11 protein-coding genes are annotated in these 15,636 nt (G+C 63.4%); 10 read left to right on the plus strand and 1 reads right to left on the minus strand.

Annotation, left to right across the window (positions count from 1 at the left end; genetic code table 11):
- Nucleotides 1-68: 68 nt before the first annotated feature.
- Nucleotides 69-1,601 carry a fumarate hydratase gene (locus Q0799_RS00230; RefSeq protein ID WP_298392979.1) on the minus strand — a complete coding sequence of 511 codons (1,533 nt, stop codon included), beginning with the start codon at nucleotides 1,599-1,601 and terminating at the stop codon, nucleotides 69-71.
- A 311-nt stretch (nucleotides 1,602-1,912) separates the two neighbouring features.
- Here Q0799_RS00230 and acs point away from each other — a divergent pair, with 311 nt between their 5' ends.
- From acs to Q0799_RS00280, 10 genes are all read left to right on the plus strand, one after another.
- Nucleotides 1,913-3,877 (plus strand): acetate--CoA ligase, encoded by a 1,965-nt coding sequence (gene acs, locus Q0799_RS00235; protein WP_298392981.1) that lies wholly within the window; start codon nucleotides 1,913-1,915, stop codon nucleotides 3,875-3,877.
- A 208-nt stretch (nucleotides 3,878-4,085) separates the two neighbouring features.
- On the plus strand, nucleotides 4,086-4,280 hold the full coding sequence (locus Q0799_RS00240) for a hypothetical protein (protein WP_298392983.1): 195 nt from the start codon (nucleotides 4,086-4,088) through the stop codon (nucleotides 4,278-4,280).
- Nucleotides 4,280-6,997, plus strand: coding sequence for a sensor histidine kinase (locus Q0799_RS00245; protein ID WP_298393545.1), 2,718 nt, complete (start codon nucleotides 4,280-4,282; stop codon nucleotides 6,995-6,997). The genes Q0799_RS00240 and Q0799_RS00245 overlap by 1 nt, the downstream gene beginning before the upstream one ends.
- A gap of 19 nt (nucleotides 6,998-7,016) precedes the next feature.
- Nucleotides 7,017-7,388 carry a response regulator gene (locus Q0799_RS00250; RefSeq protein WP_298392985.1) on the plus strand — a complete coding sequence of 124 codons (372 nt, stop codon included), beginning with the start codon at nucleotides 7,017-7,019 and terminating at the stop codon, nucleotides 7,386-7,388.
- A 70-nt stretch (nucleotides 7,389-7,458) separates the two neighbouring features.
- Complete coding sequence (locus tag Q0799_RS00255) at nucleotides 7,459-9,615, plus strand: exonuclease domain-containing protein (RefSeq protein WP_298392987.1); 2,157 nt, start codon at nucleotides 7,459-7,461, stop codon at nucleotides 9,613-9,615.
- A 1-nt stretch (nucleotide 9,616) separates the two neighbouring features.
- The gene (locus Q0799_RS00260) at nucleotides 9,617-10,669 is read left to right on the plus strand and encodes a DUF294 nucleotidyltransferase-like domain-containing protein (RefSeq protein WP_298392989.1); all 1,053 of its coding nucleotides are present in this window, start codon (nucleotides 9,617-9,619) and stop codon (nucleotides 10,667-10,669) included.
- An 83-nt stretch (nucleotides 10,670-10,752) separates the two neighbouring features.
- Nucleotides 10,753-12,672 carry a DUF294 nucleotidyltransferase-like domain-containing protein gene (locus Q0799_RS00265; RefSeq protein WP_298393547.1) on the plus strand — a complete coding sequence of 640 codons (1,920 nt, stop codon included), beginning with the start codon at nucleotides 10,753-10,755 and terminating at the stop codon, nucleotides 12,670-12,672.
- A gap of 2 nt (nucleotides 12,673-12,674) precedes the next feature.
- Complete coding sequence (locus Q0799_RS00270; RefSeq protein WP_298392991.1) at nucleotides 12,675-13,334, plus strand: hypothetical protein; 660 nt, start codon at nucleotides 12,675-12,677, stop codon at nucleotides 13,332-13,334.
- Between the two features lie 5 nt (nucleotides 13,335-13,339).
- Complete coding sequence (locus Q0799_RS00275; protein ID WP_298392993.1) at nucleotides 13,340-15,382, plus strand: sodium:solute symporter family protein; 2,043 nt, start codon at nucleotides 13,340-13,342, stop codon at nucleotides 15,380-15,382.
- A complete protein-coding gene (locus tag Q0799_RS00280; RefSeq protein WP_298392995.1) occupies nucleotides 15,379-15,633 on the plus strand; it encodes a sodium/substrate symporter small subunit in 255 nt (84 codons plus the stop codon). Before Q0799_RS00275 ends, Q0799_RS00280 begins: the two co-directional genes overlap by 4 nt.
- Nucleotides 15,634-15,636: the final 3 nt, after the last annotated feature.

Here is a 15,636-nt window from a genome sequence, read left to right on the forward strand (position 1 = left end):
AAAATTTTTCTGCCGCCGGTCAACGAAAAAGCCGCCCGGGTGGGCGGCTTGGCGGAAAGGGCGTGGAATCAGGCCTTGACCGGGATCTTGCCGATCTTGATCTGCCATTCCTTCGGGCCGGTTTCGTGCACGCTGATGCCGGACGAATCGACGGCGACGGTCACCGGCATGTCCTGGACGTCGAACTCGTAGATGGCTTCCATGCCGAGGTCGGCGAAACCGACGACCTTGGCCGTCTTGATCGCCTTGGCGACCAGGTAGGCAGCGCCGCCGACAGCCATCAGGTAGGCCGACTTGTTGTCCTTGATCGCCTCGATGGCGACCGGGCCGCGCTCGGATTTGCCGATCATCGAGATCAGGCCGGTCTGCTCCAGCATCATCCGGGTGAACTTGTCCATGCGGGTGGCGGTGGTCGGGCCGGCCGGGCCGACGACCTCATCGCGCACCGGATCGACCGGGCCGACGTAGTAGATGACGCGGTTGGTGAAATCGACCGGCAGCTTCTCGCCCTTGGCCAGCATGTCGGCGATGCGCTTGTGGGCGGCGTCGCGGCCGGTCAGCATCTTGCCGTTGAGCAGCAGCTTCTGGCCCGGCTTCCAGGAAGCGACTTCTTCCTTGGTCAGGGTGTCGAGGTTGACGCGGGTGGCGGACTTGAGGTCCGGCGTCCAGGTCACGGCCGGCCAGTCTTCCAGCTTCGGCGGTTCGAGCTTGGCCGGGCCGGAGCCGTCGAGGTGGAAATGGCAGTGACGGGTCGCGGCGCAGTTCGGCACCAGCGCCACCGGCAGGTTGGCGGCGTGACAGGGGTAATCGAGCACCTTGACGTCGAGCACCGTGGTCAGGCCGCCCAGGCCCTGTGCGCCGACGCCGAGCGCGTTGATCTTTTCCATCAGTTCGAGGCGCAGTTCTTCCGGACGGCTCAGCTTGGCGCCGCTGGCGGCCTTGGCCTTCAGTTCGTGGATGTCGACCGGTGCCATGATCGACTCTTTGGCCAGCAGCATGGCCTTTTCCGGCGTGCCGCCGATGCCGATGCCGATGATACCCGGCGGACACCAGCCGGCGCCCATTTCCGGGATCTTCTTGAGCACCCAGTCGACCAGGTCGTCGGACGGGTTGAGCATGGCGAACTTGGACTTGGCTTCCGAGCCGCCGCCCTTGGCCGCGCAGATGACCTCGACGTGATGGCCGGGGACAATTTCAAAATGGACAACGGCCGGGGTGTTGTCCTTGGTGTTCTTGCGCGTGCCGGCCGGGTCGGCCAGCACCGAGGCGCGCAGCGGATTGTCCGGATTGGCGTAGGCGCGGCGGACGCCTTCGTTGATCATTTCCTGGATGCTCATCGTCGCATCCGGCCAGGTGACCTGCATGCCGACCTTGATGAAGACCATGCCGATGCCGGTGTCCTGGCAGATCGGGCGGTGGCCTTCGGCGGCCATCCGCGAATTGGTCAGGATCTGCGCGATGGCGTCCTTGGCGGCGGGGCTTTCCTCGCGCTCGTAGGCTTCACCCAGTGCCTTGATGTAATCGAGCGGGTGGTAGTAGCTGATGTACTGGAAGGCATCGGCGATCGACTGGATCAGGTCTTCCTGCTTGATGGCGGTCATGCGCAACTCCGGATCAATGGTTTGTTATCGGTGGGTCGGGGGTCCGGGCAGCCGATCGAGTGGATGCGTCCGGAGCGACGGGGCAAAAGTTTAACACGCTGGCAATCGGCTTTCCCTGATTGCCGGAATGCTGCGCCGCAGCGTGATTTCGTAAGGCCTTTGTAAGATTATCGTCGTGTAATGTGGGCTTGACGCTTGAACGGGTGGCAGCTTTGCCCAGGCGCGTACGGCTTTGTTACATCGTGGGTGTTTGCCCGCGATCCGATCGGTTGTTTCAACATAATCGCGAAGTACCGCAGAGGAGAATAAATATGTCGAATGAGTCCGTGCAGTTTTACTATCCGTCCGAAGAGACCGTTAAGAACGCAGCGGTTTCCGGGATGGACGCCTACAAGGCGCTGTGCGCGGAAGCTGAAGCCGACTACGAAGGTTTCTGGGCCAAGCGCGCCCGTGACCTGATCACCTGGAAGGAACCCTTCACCCAGGTGCTGGATGAGTCCAATGCTCCGTTTTACAAGTGGTTTGCCGACGGCAAGCTGAACGTCTCCTACAACTGTCTGGATCGCCAGGTCGAAGCCGGCAAGGGCGACAAGGTCGCGCTGATCTTCGAAGCCGACAATGGCGACGTGACCAAGGTCACCTACAAGGAACTGCTGGTCAAGGTCTGCAAGATGGCCAACCTGCTCAAGGCCAAGGGCGTGCAGAAGGGCGACCGCGTCGTCATCTACATGCCGATGACCGTTGAAGGCGTCGTCGCCATGCAGGCCTGTGCCCGTATCGGCGCCACCCACTCCATCGTTTTCGGCGGCTTCTCCGCCCAGGCCCTGCGCGATCGCATCATCGATGCCGGCGCCACCATGCTGATCACCTCCGACGGCCAGTTCCGCGGCGGCAAGGCGCTGCCGCTCAAGGCCATCGCCGACGAAGCCCTGGCCATGGGCGGTTGCGATACCCTCAAGGGCGTCATCGTCTTCAAGCGTACCGGCATGGATGTGACCATGGTTGCCGGCCGCGACGAGTGGCTGCACGAAGGTCTGGCCAGCCAGCCGGAAACCTGCGAGCCGGAATGGGTCGGTGCAGAGCACCCGCTGTTCATCCTCTACACCTCCGGTTCGACCGGCAAGCCGAAGGGCGTCCAGCACTCCACCGGCGGCTACCTGCTGCATGCCATCCTGACCATGAAGTACACCTTCGACATCAAGGATAGCGATGTCTTCTGGTGTACCGCCGACATCGGCTGGGTCACCGGCCACACCTACATCGCTTACGGCCCGCTGGCCTGCGGCGCCACCGAAATCGTCTTCGAAGGCGTGCCGACCTATCCGGATGCCGGCCGTTTCTGGAAGATGATTCAGGATCACAAGGCCACCGTCTTCTACACCGCCCCGACCGCGATCCGTTCGCTGATCAAGGCCTCCGACACCAATGCGGCTGTCCATCCGAAGAGCTACAACCTGTCTTCGCTGCGCATCCTCGGTTCGGTCGGCGAGCCGATCAACCCGGCTGCCTGGACGTGGTACCACGAGAACGTCGGCGGCGGTCGTTGCCCGATCGTCGATACCTTCTGGCAGACCGAAACCGGTGGTCACATGATCACCCCGATGCCGGGCGCGACGCCGCTGGTGCCGGGTTCCTGCACGCTGCCTTTCCCGGGCATCCAGTTTGCCGTGGTCGACGAGACCGGTGCCGAACTGCCGTGGGGCCAGGGTGGCATCCTCGTCTGCAAGAAGCCGTGGCCGTCGATGATCCGTACCATCTGGGGCGACGACGAACGCTTCGTCAAGTCCTACTTCCCGGCCGACTTCCAGGGCAAGCTGTACCTGGCGGGTGACGGCGCGATCCGCGATGCCGAAACCGGCTACTTCACCATCACCGGTCGTATCGACGATGTGCTGAACGTTTCCGGTCACCGCATGGGCACCATGGAAATCGAGTCGGCGCTGGTTGCCAACCCGCTGGTTGCCGAAGCTGCCGTGGTCGGCCGTCCGGACGACCTGACCGGTGAAGCCATCGTTGCCTTCGTCGTGCTCAAGGGCCAGCGTCCGAGCGATCCGGAAGCCACCAAGAAGATGGTCAAGGAGCTGCAGGACTGGGTGGGCAAGGAGATCGGTCCGATCGCCAAGCCGAAGGACATCCGTTTCGGCGACAACCTGCCCAAGACCCGTTCCGGCAAGATCATGCGTCGTCTGCTGCGTGGCCTGGCCAAGGGCGAAGAACTGACGCAGGACACCTCGACGCTCGAGAATCCGGCCATTCTGGAGCAGCTCAAGGGTTAAGGCAGCACCCGCGATCGGCCTTTAAGCCGGTCGCTGCATTACAGACGGTCCGGCGCGCTTGCCACGCCGGACCCATAGACAAAAAGGGCAAGGAGGAGACAATGGTCGCCCATAAGGTGGCCTCCCGTGTGGTCGCATCAGACTGCATGCCAACGACGGCTGGCACGCTTGGCGTGCCGGCCGTTTTCATTTTCCGGAGGGGGGATCGGTGAAGAGAGGCAGTCCAACCCGGCAACGTCTGGCCGCGCTGGCCCTGCTCGGCATTCCCTTGCTGACTTTTCCCGTGCTCGGTTTGCCGCAGGGTGAGCTGGCCGGCATGCCGGCCACCGTCCTCTATCTGTTCGGCGTCTGGGGCGGATTGATCGTGCTCGCCGCGAGCATTGCCGAGCGGCGGAAGAAATGATGCTCTCAGGCTGGTTCATTGCGCTCCTGTCGGCCGCCTATGTCGGCCTGCTGTTCGCCGTCGCCCGCTTCGGCGACGCCCGCGCCGATGCCGGCCGCTCGATCATCACGGCCAACGTCTATGCGCTGTCGCTGGCGGTGTATTGCACTTCCTGGACCTTTTTCGGCAGCGTCGGCCGGGCGACCTCGGGGGGCTTGTCCTTCCTGACCATCTACCTCGGGCCGACGTTGATGCTGCTCTGCGTCGGCGTCATCATCAAGATGATCCGCATCGCCAAGGCTCAGCGCATCACCTCGATTGCCGACTTCATCGCCTCGCGTTACGGCAAGAGCCAGTTGCTGGCCGGATTGGTGACCATCATCGCGGTGATCGGCATCGTTCCCTACATCGCCCTGCAACTGAAGGCCGTGGCCGCCAGCCTCGATGTGCTGTTCGATCAGCCGGGGCACACGATCCGCTTGTGGGGAATCGACTCAACCCTGCTGGTGGCCGGTGTGCTGGCCCTGTTCACCATCCTCTTCGGCACCCGTCATCTCGATGCGACCGAGCGCCACGAAGGCATGGTCGCCGCAGTTGCCCTCGAATCGGTGGTCAAGCTGGTGGCTTTCATCGCGGTCGGTGTTTTCGTGACCTATGGGATGTATGGCGGCTTTGCCGATCTTTTCCAGCGGGCGTCGGTCCATCCGGAACTGGCCGGCTTGTTGAAACTGGATGGCGCGCGTGCCGGTACCTGGGCGGCGATGATCCTGCTGTCGGCGCTGGCCATCGTTTTCCTGCCCCGGCAGTTCCAGGTGATGGTGGTCGAGAATGTGGACGAATCGCATCTCAAGCGCGCGGTCTGGCTGTTTCCGCTGTACCTGCTGCTGATCAACATCTTCGTGCTGCCGGTGGCGCTGGGCGGTCTGCTGCACTTCGGCGGCCAGGGCGTCAATCCCGACACCTTCGTGCTGACGCTGCCCTTGTCGCAAGGGGCTGAGTCGCTGGCACTGCTGGTCTTCATCGGCGGTCTGTCGGCGGCAACCGGCATGGTTATCGTCGAGACCATCGCGCTGTCCACGATGATCTGCAACGACCTGGCGATGCCGGCGCTGCTGCGTTCGACATGGCTGCAGCGGCAGAAGCAGGGCGACCTGTCGGGGCTGCTGATCGGCATCCGCCGGGTGGCCATCGTGCTCATCCTGCTGCTTGGTTACATCTACTTCAAGGCGGCCGGCGAAGCCTACGCGCTGGTCGGCATCGGCCTGATTTCCTTCGCCGCCGTCGCCCAGTTCGCGCCGGCGCTGTTCGGCGGCATGTACTGGAAGCAGGGCACGCGCGCCGGGGCACTGGCCGGATTGCTGGCCGGCTTTGGTGTGTGGTTGTATACCTTGCTGCTGCCGTCCTTCGCCAAGTCGGGGTGGATCGGCAACGGTTTCGTCGAGCACGGGCTGTTCGGTGTCGAATGGCTGCGTGCCCAGGCGCTGTTCGGCCTGAGCGGTCTTGACGAAATTTCGCACTGCCTGTGGTGGAGCATGCTGGCCAACATCGGCGCCTACATCGCGGTGTCGCTGCTCACCGAGCCGGACGCGCTGGAAGCCGGTCAGGCCGAGCGTTTCGTCGATGTCTTCCGGCATGCCCAGCAGGCGCCGGATACCCGGCTGTGGCGCGGCAATGCCTCGCAGACCGAACTGGCCACCCTGCTTGAGCGCTTCCTCGGACCCGTGCGCGCCCGGCAACAACTCGGCAGCTATGCCCGCAGCCGTCGCGTCAGCGACTGGCGCAGTCTGCCGGCCGACGCCGAATTCGTGCACTTTGCCGAAACCGAACTGGCCGGCGCCATCGGTTCGGCCAGTGCGCGGGCGATGGTGTCGAGCGTGACGCGTGAAGAAGATCTCGGCCTTGAGGAAGTGCTCGACATCCTCGACGAGGCGACCCAGGTCCGGGCCCATAGCCGGGAACTTGAAGCCAAACAGCAGGCGCTCGAAGCGGCTACTGCCGAATTGCGCGAAGCCAACGAACGTCTGCGCGAACTGGACCGGATGAAGGACGACTTCATTTCGACGGTGACGCACGAACTGCGTACCCCGCTGACCTCGATCCGGGCGCTGTCGGAGATGCTGTATGACGATCCCAAGGTCGAACTGGACCAGCGGCGCCGCTTCCTCGGCATCATCGTCAGCGAGACCGAGCGCCTGACGCGCCTGATCAACCAGATACTGGACATGGCCAAGCTCGAGTCCGGTCGCGCCGAGTGGACCACCGGCGAAGTCCGCGTCGGGGAGGTGGTCCGCGAGGCCAGCGAAGCGCTGGGTGCGCTTTACCGGGAAAAGGGCGTACGTCTGAACCTCGATATCGCCGAGGGGCTGCCGGCAGTGCTGGCCGACCGCGACCGCCTGATGCAGGTGGTGGTCAATCTGTTGTCGAACGCCGTCAAGTTCGTCGCGCCGCTTACCGGCACCGTCGCGGTGGTGGTTGCCCGGGCAGAAAACATGCTGCGCGTCTCGGTCGCCGACAACGGTCCTGGCCTGACCGCCGAGGAGTGTGGCGTGATCTTCGAGAAATTCCGCCAGGGGGGTAACACGATGACCGACAAGCCCCAGGGAACCGGTCTGGGACTGCCGATCAGCCGGCAAATCGTCGAGTATTTTGGTGGTAAGCTTTGGGTAGAAAGTACGCCGGGTAACGGTGCTACCTTCATTTTCACGGTGCCGTTAACGCAGGCGGCGCCGGACGCATAAAGATGGGAGACTAAAACGGATGTCGAAAAGAATATTGATTGTCGATGACGAACCCAACATCGTCATTTCACTCGAATTCCTGATGAAGAAAGAAGGATTCGAAGTCGCCGTCGCCGGCGACGGCGAGGAAGCGCTGGCCCAGGTTGCCGGTTTCAATCCCGATCTGGTCCTGCTCGACGTGATGATGCCGAAGAAATCCGGTTTCGAAGTCTGCGAGGCCTTGCGTGCCGACCCGTCGAGGGCCGGCCTGCAGATCGTCATGCTGACCGCCAAGGGACGCGATACCGAAGTGGCCAAGGGTTTGGCAATCGGTGCCGATGCCTACGTGACCAAGCCGTTCTCGACCAAGGAACTGCTCGCCCGGGTCAAGGAGTTGCTCGGCATCGCCTGAGTCTCCGGCTTGGGAAAGACACCCTCGGCGCCATTCCGGCGTCAACACAAACTGCCATGGGGTAGCTGCCATGAAGGCCAAAGTCCGCTTTCTGCTTGCCATCGTCGTGCTCGGTCTGCTGATGACCGGGCCTTTCGTCGTGACTTCCATCCTGGTCTGGGCCGGCATGGAGGAGAGCGAGCGCAACATGCTGCTCGAACTGCTGATGTCGCGTCTGCCGATCGGCACGATGATGACCATCTTCGGTTTCGGCATCGGCGTCGCCGTGCTGCACAAACTGTTCAAGCAATACGTCGAAGGCCTGCTCGGCATGGCCGAACAGTTGCGGCTGATGCTCGGCGCCAACCGCAATTTCCGGGTCAAGCTCAACGGGCCGCCGGAAGTCCAGCAACTGGCCCAGGCCGCCAACGACCTGGCGGCGCAGCGCGACATGCTGATGGACGATGTCGATGCCCGCATCGCCCAGGCCAATGCCTCGGTCGAGGAAGAGAAGAACCGGCTGGCCGCCCTCATGTCGGAACTGGCCCAGGCCGTGGTCGTGTGTAATCTCGACGGCCGCATCCTGCTCTACAACAACCGCGCCCGCCTGCAGTTCAAGGCCCTGTCGCAAGGGCCGACGACGGTGGCCGGCGGGGCCCTGATCGGTCTCGGCCGGTCGATTTTCTCCATCCTGGAAAAGAACCAGGTCGAGCATTCGCAGGAAATCATCCGCCAGCGACTGGCCAACGGCAAATCGGCGATGGCCAATTTCGTCACCACCACGCGCGGCGGCCAGTTGCTGCGCGTACAGATGGTTCCCGTCCTCTCCGGTACGCCGGGCGAGGGCGAGCCGCAGATGACCGGCTACGTGCTGACCGTGGACAACATCACCCGGACGCTGGAGGAAGAGGCGCGCCGCGACCATGCGCTGCATGCGCTGACCGAGGGTAGCCGGGCGGCACTGGGCAGCATCCGGGCGGCGGTGGCCAACCTGATCGACTACCCGGAAATGGACCCCGAGTTGCGCGAGCGCTTCGTCAAGGTGGTCGACGACGAGGCGTCGCGCATGAGCCAGCGTCTCGACGAAACCATGCACGAATTCTCCGATTCGATGAAGACGCGCTGGCCGCTGGAAGATGTGCTGGCGATGGACGTGATCAGCGCCGCCCAGCGCCGCATCGAGGACAAGCTCAAGCTGCCGACCAAGGTCGAGGATGTCGACGGGACGCTGTGGATCAAGGCCGACAGCTTCTCGCTGGTTTTCGCCCTAGTCTTCGTCGCCGAGCGCTTGCTCGATCACTACCAGATCCGCGACCTGCGCTTCCGCACCTCGAGCGAAGGCAAGCTGGCCTACCTCGACATCATCTGGGTCGGCCAGGCGATTTCCTCCGAGACTTTCTACACCTGGGAAATGGAAACCATGCACGCGCTCGGCGAAACCTCGTCGCTGTCGTTGCGCGACGTGGTCGACCGGCACGGCGGCGAAATCTGGTACCAGCGGGAAAAGGCCGCGCACCGCGCGTTCTTCCGTTTCGTCCTGCCGCTGGCCACGCCCGAGGCCGAAGTGGCCGACGAGCGGCGCAGCACCGGTCGCCCGGAGTATTACGACTTCGATCTGTTCAAGTTCGAGGACAAGTCGATCGACCTCGATCGCAAGCTGTCGGAACTGACCTATACCGTGTTCGACACCGAGACCACCGGCCTGGAACCGTCCAAGGGCGACGAAATCATCCAGATCGGGGCCGCGCGCATCGTCAACAACCGCCTGCTCAAGCAGGAAATCTTCAACCAGATTGTCGATCCCGAGCGCCCGCTGAAGCCCGAGTCGATCCCGATTCACGGCATCACCGAGGACATGGTGCGTGGCCAGCCGAACATCGACATCGTCCTGCCCGGTTTCCATGCCTTCTGCGAGGAAACCGTGCTGATCGCGCACAACGCAGCCTTCGACATGCGTTTCCTGCAACTCAAGGAAGAGCGCACCGGCCTGCGCTTCACCCAGCCGGTGCTCGACACGTTGCTGCTGTCGGCGGTCGTCCATCCCAACCAGGAGTCGCACCGGCTGGATGCCGTGCTCGAGCGTCTCGGCATCGACATCGACACCCGGCACAATGCGCTCGACGATGCGGTGGCGACCGGCGAGGTCTTCCTGAAACTCCTGCCGCTGCTCGAGGAGAAGGGCATCGTCACCGTCAGGCAGGCGCTGGAAGCGTCCGAGAAAACCTATTTCTCACGCATCAAGTATTGACATGGAAGAACTCCTGCCGGGCTTGCCGACCGCCGAACTCGCCGATCTCAGCGGCGAACTGGCGACGGTCGACGATCTCGACCGCCTGGCCGGACTGGCGGCCCGGCAGCACGCCTTGCTGGCACGGACGGTGGCCCTTGGTTGGTCGGGCGAGACGGCCTGCGCGCTGATTTCCGGCCTCAACGACCGCCTGACCCGGCGCGTGCTGACGCTCGTCGCCCGCCGCCACCGGCTGCCGCCGGTAGACTGGTGCTGGCTGGCGATGGGTTCCGAGGGCCGTGACGAACAGACGCTGGTCAGCGATCAGGACAACGGCCTGGTCTTTTCCGCCTGCGACGCCGGCGAGGCGCAGGCCTTGCGCGAACTGTTCCTGCCTTTTGCCCGCGATGCCAACGAACAACTGGCGGCCTGCGGTTTCAGCCTGTGCCCCGGCAACATCATGGCCGGCAATCCGCAGTGGTGCCTGTCGGTCGATGAGTGGCGCGAACGCTTCATCGAGTGGGTGCGTTGCCCCGATCCGGTGGCGCTGCTCAATGCGACGATCTTTTTCGACCTGCGCCCGCTCCACGGCAAGCTCGAACTGGGGCAAGGGCTGCGTACCCTGATCGGTAACCTGACCAGCGACACACCGGCCTTTCTTCACCTGATGTCGATCAATGCGCTGCAGGTGCATCCGCCGCTGGGGTTCCTCGGCGATGTGGCCGTCGACGATGCGGAGGCCGTCGATCTGAAGAAGTTCGGCAGCCGGATTTTTGTCGACGTCGCCCGCATTCTGGCGCTGGCCACGGCCACGCCGTCGGTCAACAGCTTTGCCCGCCTGCGCGAGGCGGGGGCGGCTGCCGGCATGCAGTCGCGTGAAGTCGCTGCCGCCCAGGCGGGGCTGTCGCATCTGTTGCGTTTGCGTCTCGAGTTGCAGGCGGCGACCGGAGACGGTATCGAACCGGTGGCTTTTCGCCCGGCCGAGCTGCACGAGGTCGATCGCGTGATCCTCAAGGAATCCCTGCGCCAGGCGCGACGCCTGCAGCAGCGACTCAAGCTAAACTATTCACTCTAAACGTCAATCAGGAAAGGTTTGTCGTGAGCACAGAACAAGAAAATACCGGGAGCAGCGCTGTGGATGTCGGCCAGGTGGAGGCGATGTTGCGGCAGGAGGGGCAACGGCGGGCGGCCGGCAACACGCAGGCTTTCCTCGCTCGGCACGCGCCGTTCAACAAGATGGCGCCGGCGGCGCTGCAGTTGTTCGCGGAAAAGGCGCACATCGCCTTCTATCCGGCCGGCAGCCTGATCGTCGGTCCGGATTCGGGCAATGTCCGTTTCTTCTACCTGATCGAGTCGGGCAAGGTGCAGGCGCGCCAGGCCGGCGAAGTCACCGTGACCGAGTACTCCATCCTCAGTCTCGGGGCCGGTGAATCCTTTCCGATCGGTGCGGTCACTGCCGGCCGGCCGTCGACCAACATCTACACGGCGGTCGAGGACACCTTCTGCTATCACCTGCCGGCGGAAGACTATCTGACGCTGATGTCGACCAGCCCGGAATTCAACCTGTTCTGCACGCAGTACATTGCCAGCCTGCTCGACCAGTCGCGCCGGCAGTTGCAGGCGCAGTTCGCCCAGAAGGCCAGCGAGCAGCAGACGCTGAATTCGCCGCTGTCCGGCATCGGCGCCCGCAATCCGACCTCGGTGCTGCCGGAAACGCCGCTGCGCGCGGCGCTGGAGTCGATGTCGCAACTGGGCATTGGCTCGATGGTGGTGGCCGATGCGGAGAAGAAACCGGTCGGCATCTTCACCCGCAGCGACCTGCTCGACCGGGTCGTGCTCGCCGATCTGCCGCTGAGCGCGCCGATCAGCCAGGCGATGTCGGCGTCGCCCTTCACCCTGAACGAACACGCGACCGCCTACGATGCGATGCTGGCGATGGCCACGCACGGCATCCGCCATGTGCTGGTGACCGACCATGCCGGTTGCCTGAGCGGCGTCGTTTCCGAGCGCGACCTGTTCGCGCTGCAACGCGTCGGCCTGCGCCAGATCCGTCAAGCCATCGAATCGGCGCCCGATGTCGAGGCGCTCAAGGCATCGGCCGCCGATGTGCGCCAGTTGTCGTTCAACATGCTGGCCCAGGGCATTGGCGCCGAGCAATTGACGCAGTTCATCTCGGCGCTCAACGATGCGCTGACCCGGCGCGTGATCCAACTCAACCTGGAAAACCACGATTTCTCCGGCATCGACTGGTGCTGGCTGGCCTTCGGTTCGGAAGGCCGCGACGAGCAGACCTTCAGCACCGACCAGGATAACGGCATCGTCTACACCGTGCCCGAGGGCGAGGACAAGGAGACGCTCAAACAGCGTTTCCTGGCCTTTGCGCTGGACACCAACAAGGACCTGGACAAGGTCGGTTTCCCGTTGTGCAAGGGCAACATCATGGCCAGCAACCCGCAGTGGTGTCTGACGCTGGACGAATGGCGCGCCCAGTTCAGCAAGTGGATCCGCACGCCGGAACCGGTGGCCCTGCTCAATGCGACCATCTTCTTCGATTTCCGGCCGCTGTACGGCAAGAGCGAGTTGTCCGACAGCATGCGCCGCCACCTGCTGGCCCAGGCGTCGGCAACGCCGATCTTCCTGCAGGCGATGGCGCGCAACGCGCTCGAAGTCGGTCCGCCGCTGGGCAAGATCCGCGATTTCGTCACCGATCTCGAACCCGACTACCCGGGCAAGATCGACCTCAAGAAATACGGTTCGCGCATTTTCGTCGACGTTGCCCGGATCTATGCCCTGGCGGCCGGCGTGCATGGCACCAACACCATCCAGCGACTCAAGCTGTCGGCGCAGAAGATGAACATCAAGGGCGAGGAAATCAACGCCGTGCTCGACGGCCTCAATTTCATCCAGTTGCTGCGCCTGCAGCATCAATATCTCGAGGGCGAGCCGGGCCGTCAGGGCGACAATCTGATCGATCCGGAAAAGCTCAATGAACTGGACCGCCGCATCCTCAAGGAATCCTTCCGCCAGGCGCGCAAGATCCAGTCCCGTCTGAAGCTCGACTACCAAGTGAATCACTGATCATGTTCGGCATCAAGAAATTCCTGTTCGGCGACGGGCTGAACGAAAACCTCCCGCCCGATGTGAAGTCCGCCGTTTCGGCCTGGCTGGCGCAGGAGGCGGCCGGGCTGGAATCGTCGCATTTCCTGACCCGCTATGTCGTCATCGACATTGCCAGCGACGGCATGAATCCGGATAGCGACCGACTGACCGGCATCGCGGCAACCGTCGTGCACCAGGGCATCGTTTCGCCCGAGCAGAGTATCTACGTGGACCTGACGACGGCCGACGAAGCGGGGCAGGCCCGGCAACTGGCGGCCTTCCTGAATTTCATCGGAAAGTCACCGCTGGTTTCCTACCACGTTGCGTTTGTCAGCGCCTTTCTCGAAAACCTGCTCAAGAAGCGCCTGGGCATTGCCTTTGCTGCCCGCTGGGTGGACCTGGCCTGGTTGCTGCCGGCGATGTTCGGCGAGAAAAGCCACAAGCCGATGCCGCTCGATGACTGGTTGGTCGCCTTCGGTCTCGATGTCGGCGAGGGGCGACGCAGTCCGAGCGAGAACAACATGATACTGGCCCGCCTGCTGCAGATGCTGGTGGTCCGGGCGCATGCCAAGGGTGTCGACAGCGTCGAAGCCCTGATCGAGGAATCGAAGGCCAGCAGCCATTTGCGGCGTACCCGCTGACCGGCATGCTCTCTTCCCTGACCCGCCTGCAGCGCTACTACCTGTACTACACGGGTATCTTCCTGCTGTTCGTGGTCGTACTGGCGGCGCTCGAGCGTGCCGGCATGCCGGCACGCTGGGTCGGTTATGCCTTCCTGGTGTTCACCGTGTCGATGTACGCGACCATCGGTGTCTTCAGCCGGACCACCGACGTTTCCGAATACTACGTCGCCGGCCGGCGGGTGCCGGCATTCTTCAACGGCATGGCGACCGGCGCCGACTGGATGAGTGCGGCTTCCTTCATGGGGCTGGCCGGTACGCTCTACCTGCAGGGCTTCCAGGGCCTGGCCTACGTCATCGGCTGGACCGGCGGTTTCGTGCTGGTGGCCCTGCTGCTGGCACCTTACCTGCGCCGTTTCGGGCAATACACCATTCCCGATTTCCTCAGTGCCCGCTACGGTGGTAACACCATCCGCCTGATCGCCGTGTTCGCGGCGATCCTCGCTTCCTTCGTCTATGTCGTCGCGCAGATCTACGGGGTCGGCGTCATCACCAGTCGTTTCGTCAGCCTGCAGTTCGAGGTCGGGGTATTTGTCGGCCTCGCCGGCATTCTGGTCTGTTCCTTTCTCGGCGGCATGCGGGCGGTCACCTGGACGCAGGTGGCCCAATACCTGATCCTGATCGTCGCCTACATCACGCCAGTCGCCATCCTGTCCTACAACGTGACCGGTGTTCCCGTGCCACAGATGGTCTATGGCCAGGTGCTGTCGGAGGTGAGCAAACTCGAGGAAGGGCTGTTCGATTCGCCGACCGAGCTGGAAGTCCGCGAACGTTATCGCGAGCGTGCCGACCAGTACGCCCAGAAGATCATGCAGTTGCCGCATTCGCTGACCCAGGAGCGGGAGCGCCTGTCGATCCAGATCAACGAGCTCAAGTCGTCGGATGTACAGATGCGCGAGATCGTCCTGCTCGAGCGTCAGCGGCGTGAATTGCCGCAGGACCCCGCACAGGCCCGCGAACGTTGGGAAAAGGAAATGTACGAGGCGCTGGAGCGAAGCAAGCCGCCCCTGCGCCATGCCGAGGCTTTCCCCGGGGATTCCGAGGCGGAACGCAATGCCCAGCGGATCAATTTCCTGGCACTCATTTTCTGCCTGACCATCGGTACGGCGGCCTTGCCGCACGTCCTGATGCGCTACTACACGACACCGACCGTGGCGCAGGCGCGCCAGTCGGTATTCTGGTCGTTGTTGTTCATCATCATTCTGTACGTCACCGCGCCGGCCTACGCGGTGTTTGCCAAATTCGAGGTGTTGTCCAACCTGGCCGGTATCCCGATTGCCAAACTGCCCGGGTGGGTGGCGGCCTGGGCCAAGGTCGGGCTGGTGTCGATCGAGGATATCAACGGCGACGGCATCATGCAGTTTGCCGAGTTGTCGCTGAACCCGGACGTGATCGTGCTGGCGACACCGGAAATCGCCGGCATGCCCTATGTCGTTTCCGGTCTGGTGGCGGCGGGCGCGTTGGCCGCTGCGCTGTCGACCGCCGACGGCCTGCTGCTGACGATCACCAGCGCGCTGTCGCACGATGTCTATTACCGGATCTTTCGCCCGCAATCGTCGACCCAGTTCCGCTTGGTCATCGCCAAGTCGCTGCTGCTGGTCGTTGCCGTCCTGGCGGCCACGGTGGCGGCGCAAAAACCGGGGACCATCCTGTCGATGGTGGCCTGGGCCTTCTCGATTGCCGGTTCCGCCTTCTTCCCGGCGCTGGTGCTCGGTATCTTCTGGGCTCGGGCAACGCGTGCCGGGGCCATTGCCGGCATGCTGGTCGGCCTGTCGCTGACCGTTTATTACATCCTGCGCCTGGAATTTGGTGGTTATTCCTGGCTGGGTTTTGCCGATGGCCCGCTCAATCCCTGGTTCCATCTACAATCGACCTCGGCGGGCGTGTTTGGCATCCTGGCCGGATTCGTGACCAACATCGCGGTCAGCCTGATGACCCGGCCATCGCCGCAGGCCGCGGAGTTCCTTGAGCGCATCCGGCGTCCCGGCGGTCGCGAGGAGGGGGCATGAGCGCGCCTTCTTCCTACTGGCGCAAGACCAGTCGGTTGACGGCATGGTTGCTCCTGCTCTGGGTCGTGCTGACTTTCGGCGTCACCTGGTTCGCCCGGGAACTGAACGAGTATTCGTTTTTCGGTTTTCCCTTCGGCTTCTATTTCGCCGCCCAGGGCATCCTGCTTTGCTATCTCGGGATCATCGTCCATTACAGCCGCCGCATGCGCGATCTCGATGCCGAGCACGAATCTGAAATCGACCCGGAATAGGGC

Origin of the sequence: uncultured Azonexus sp. (assembly GCF_937982035.1) — a bacterium.
GTDB lineage: Bacteria > Pseudomonadota > Gammaproteobacteria > Burkholderiales > Rhodocyclaceae > Azonexus.

Coding starts and splice junctions, on each gene's coding strand:
- Q0799_RS00260 (WP_298392989.1), top strand. CDS start 9,617: ATGGAAGAACTCCTGCCGGGCTTGCCGACCGCCGAACTCGCCGATCTC.
- Q0799_RS00230 (WP_298392979.1), bottom strand. CDS start 1,601: ATGACCGCCATCAAGCAGGAAGACCTGATCCAGTCGATCGCCGATGCC.
- Q0799_RS00280 (WP_298392995.1), top strand. CDS start 15,379: ATGAGCGCGCCTTCTTCCTACTGGCGCAAGACCAGTCGGTTGACGGCA.
- Q0799_RS00275 (WP_298392993.1), top strand. CDS start 13,340: ATGCTCTCTTCCCTGACCCGCCTGCAGCGCTACTACCTGTACTACACG.
- Q0799_RS00265 (WP_298393547.1), top strand. CDS start 10,753: ATGTTGCGGCAGGAGGGGCAACGGCGGGCGGCCGGCAACACGCAGGCT.
- acs (WP_298392981.1), top strand. CDS start 1,913: ATGTCGAATGAGTCCGTGCAGTTTTACTATCCGTCCGAAGAGACCGTT.
- Q0799_RS00270 (WP_298392991.1), top strand. CDS start 12,675: ATGTTCGGCATCAAGAAATTCCTGTTCGGCGACGGGCTGAACGAAAAC.
- Q0799_RS00255 (WP_298392987.1), top strand. CDS start 7,459: ATGAAGGCCAAAGTCCGCTTTCTGCTTGCCATCGTCGTGCTCGGTCTG.
- Q0799_RS00245 (WP_298393545.1), top strand. CDS start 4,280: ATGCTCTCAGGCTGGTTCATTGCGCTCCTGTCGGCCGCCTATGTCGGC.
- Q0799_RS00250 (WP_298392985.1), top strand. CDS start 7,017: ATGTCGAAAAGAATATTGATTGTCGATGACGAACCCAACATCGTCATT.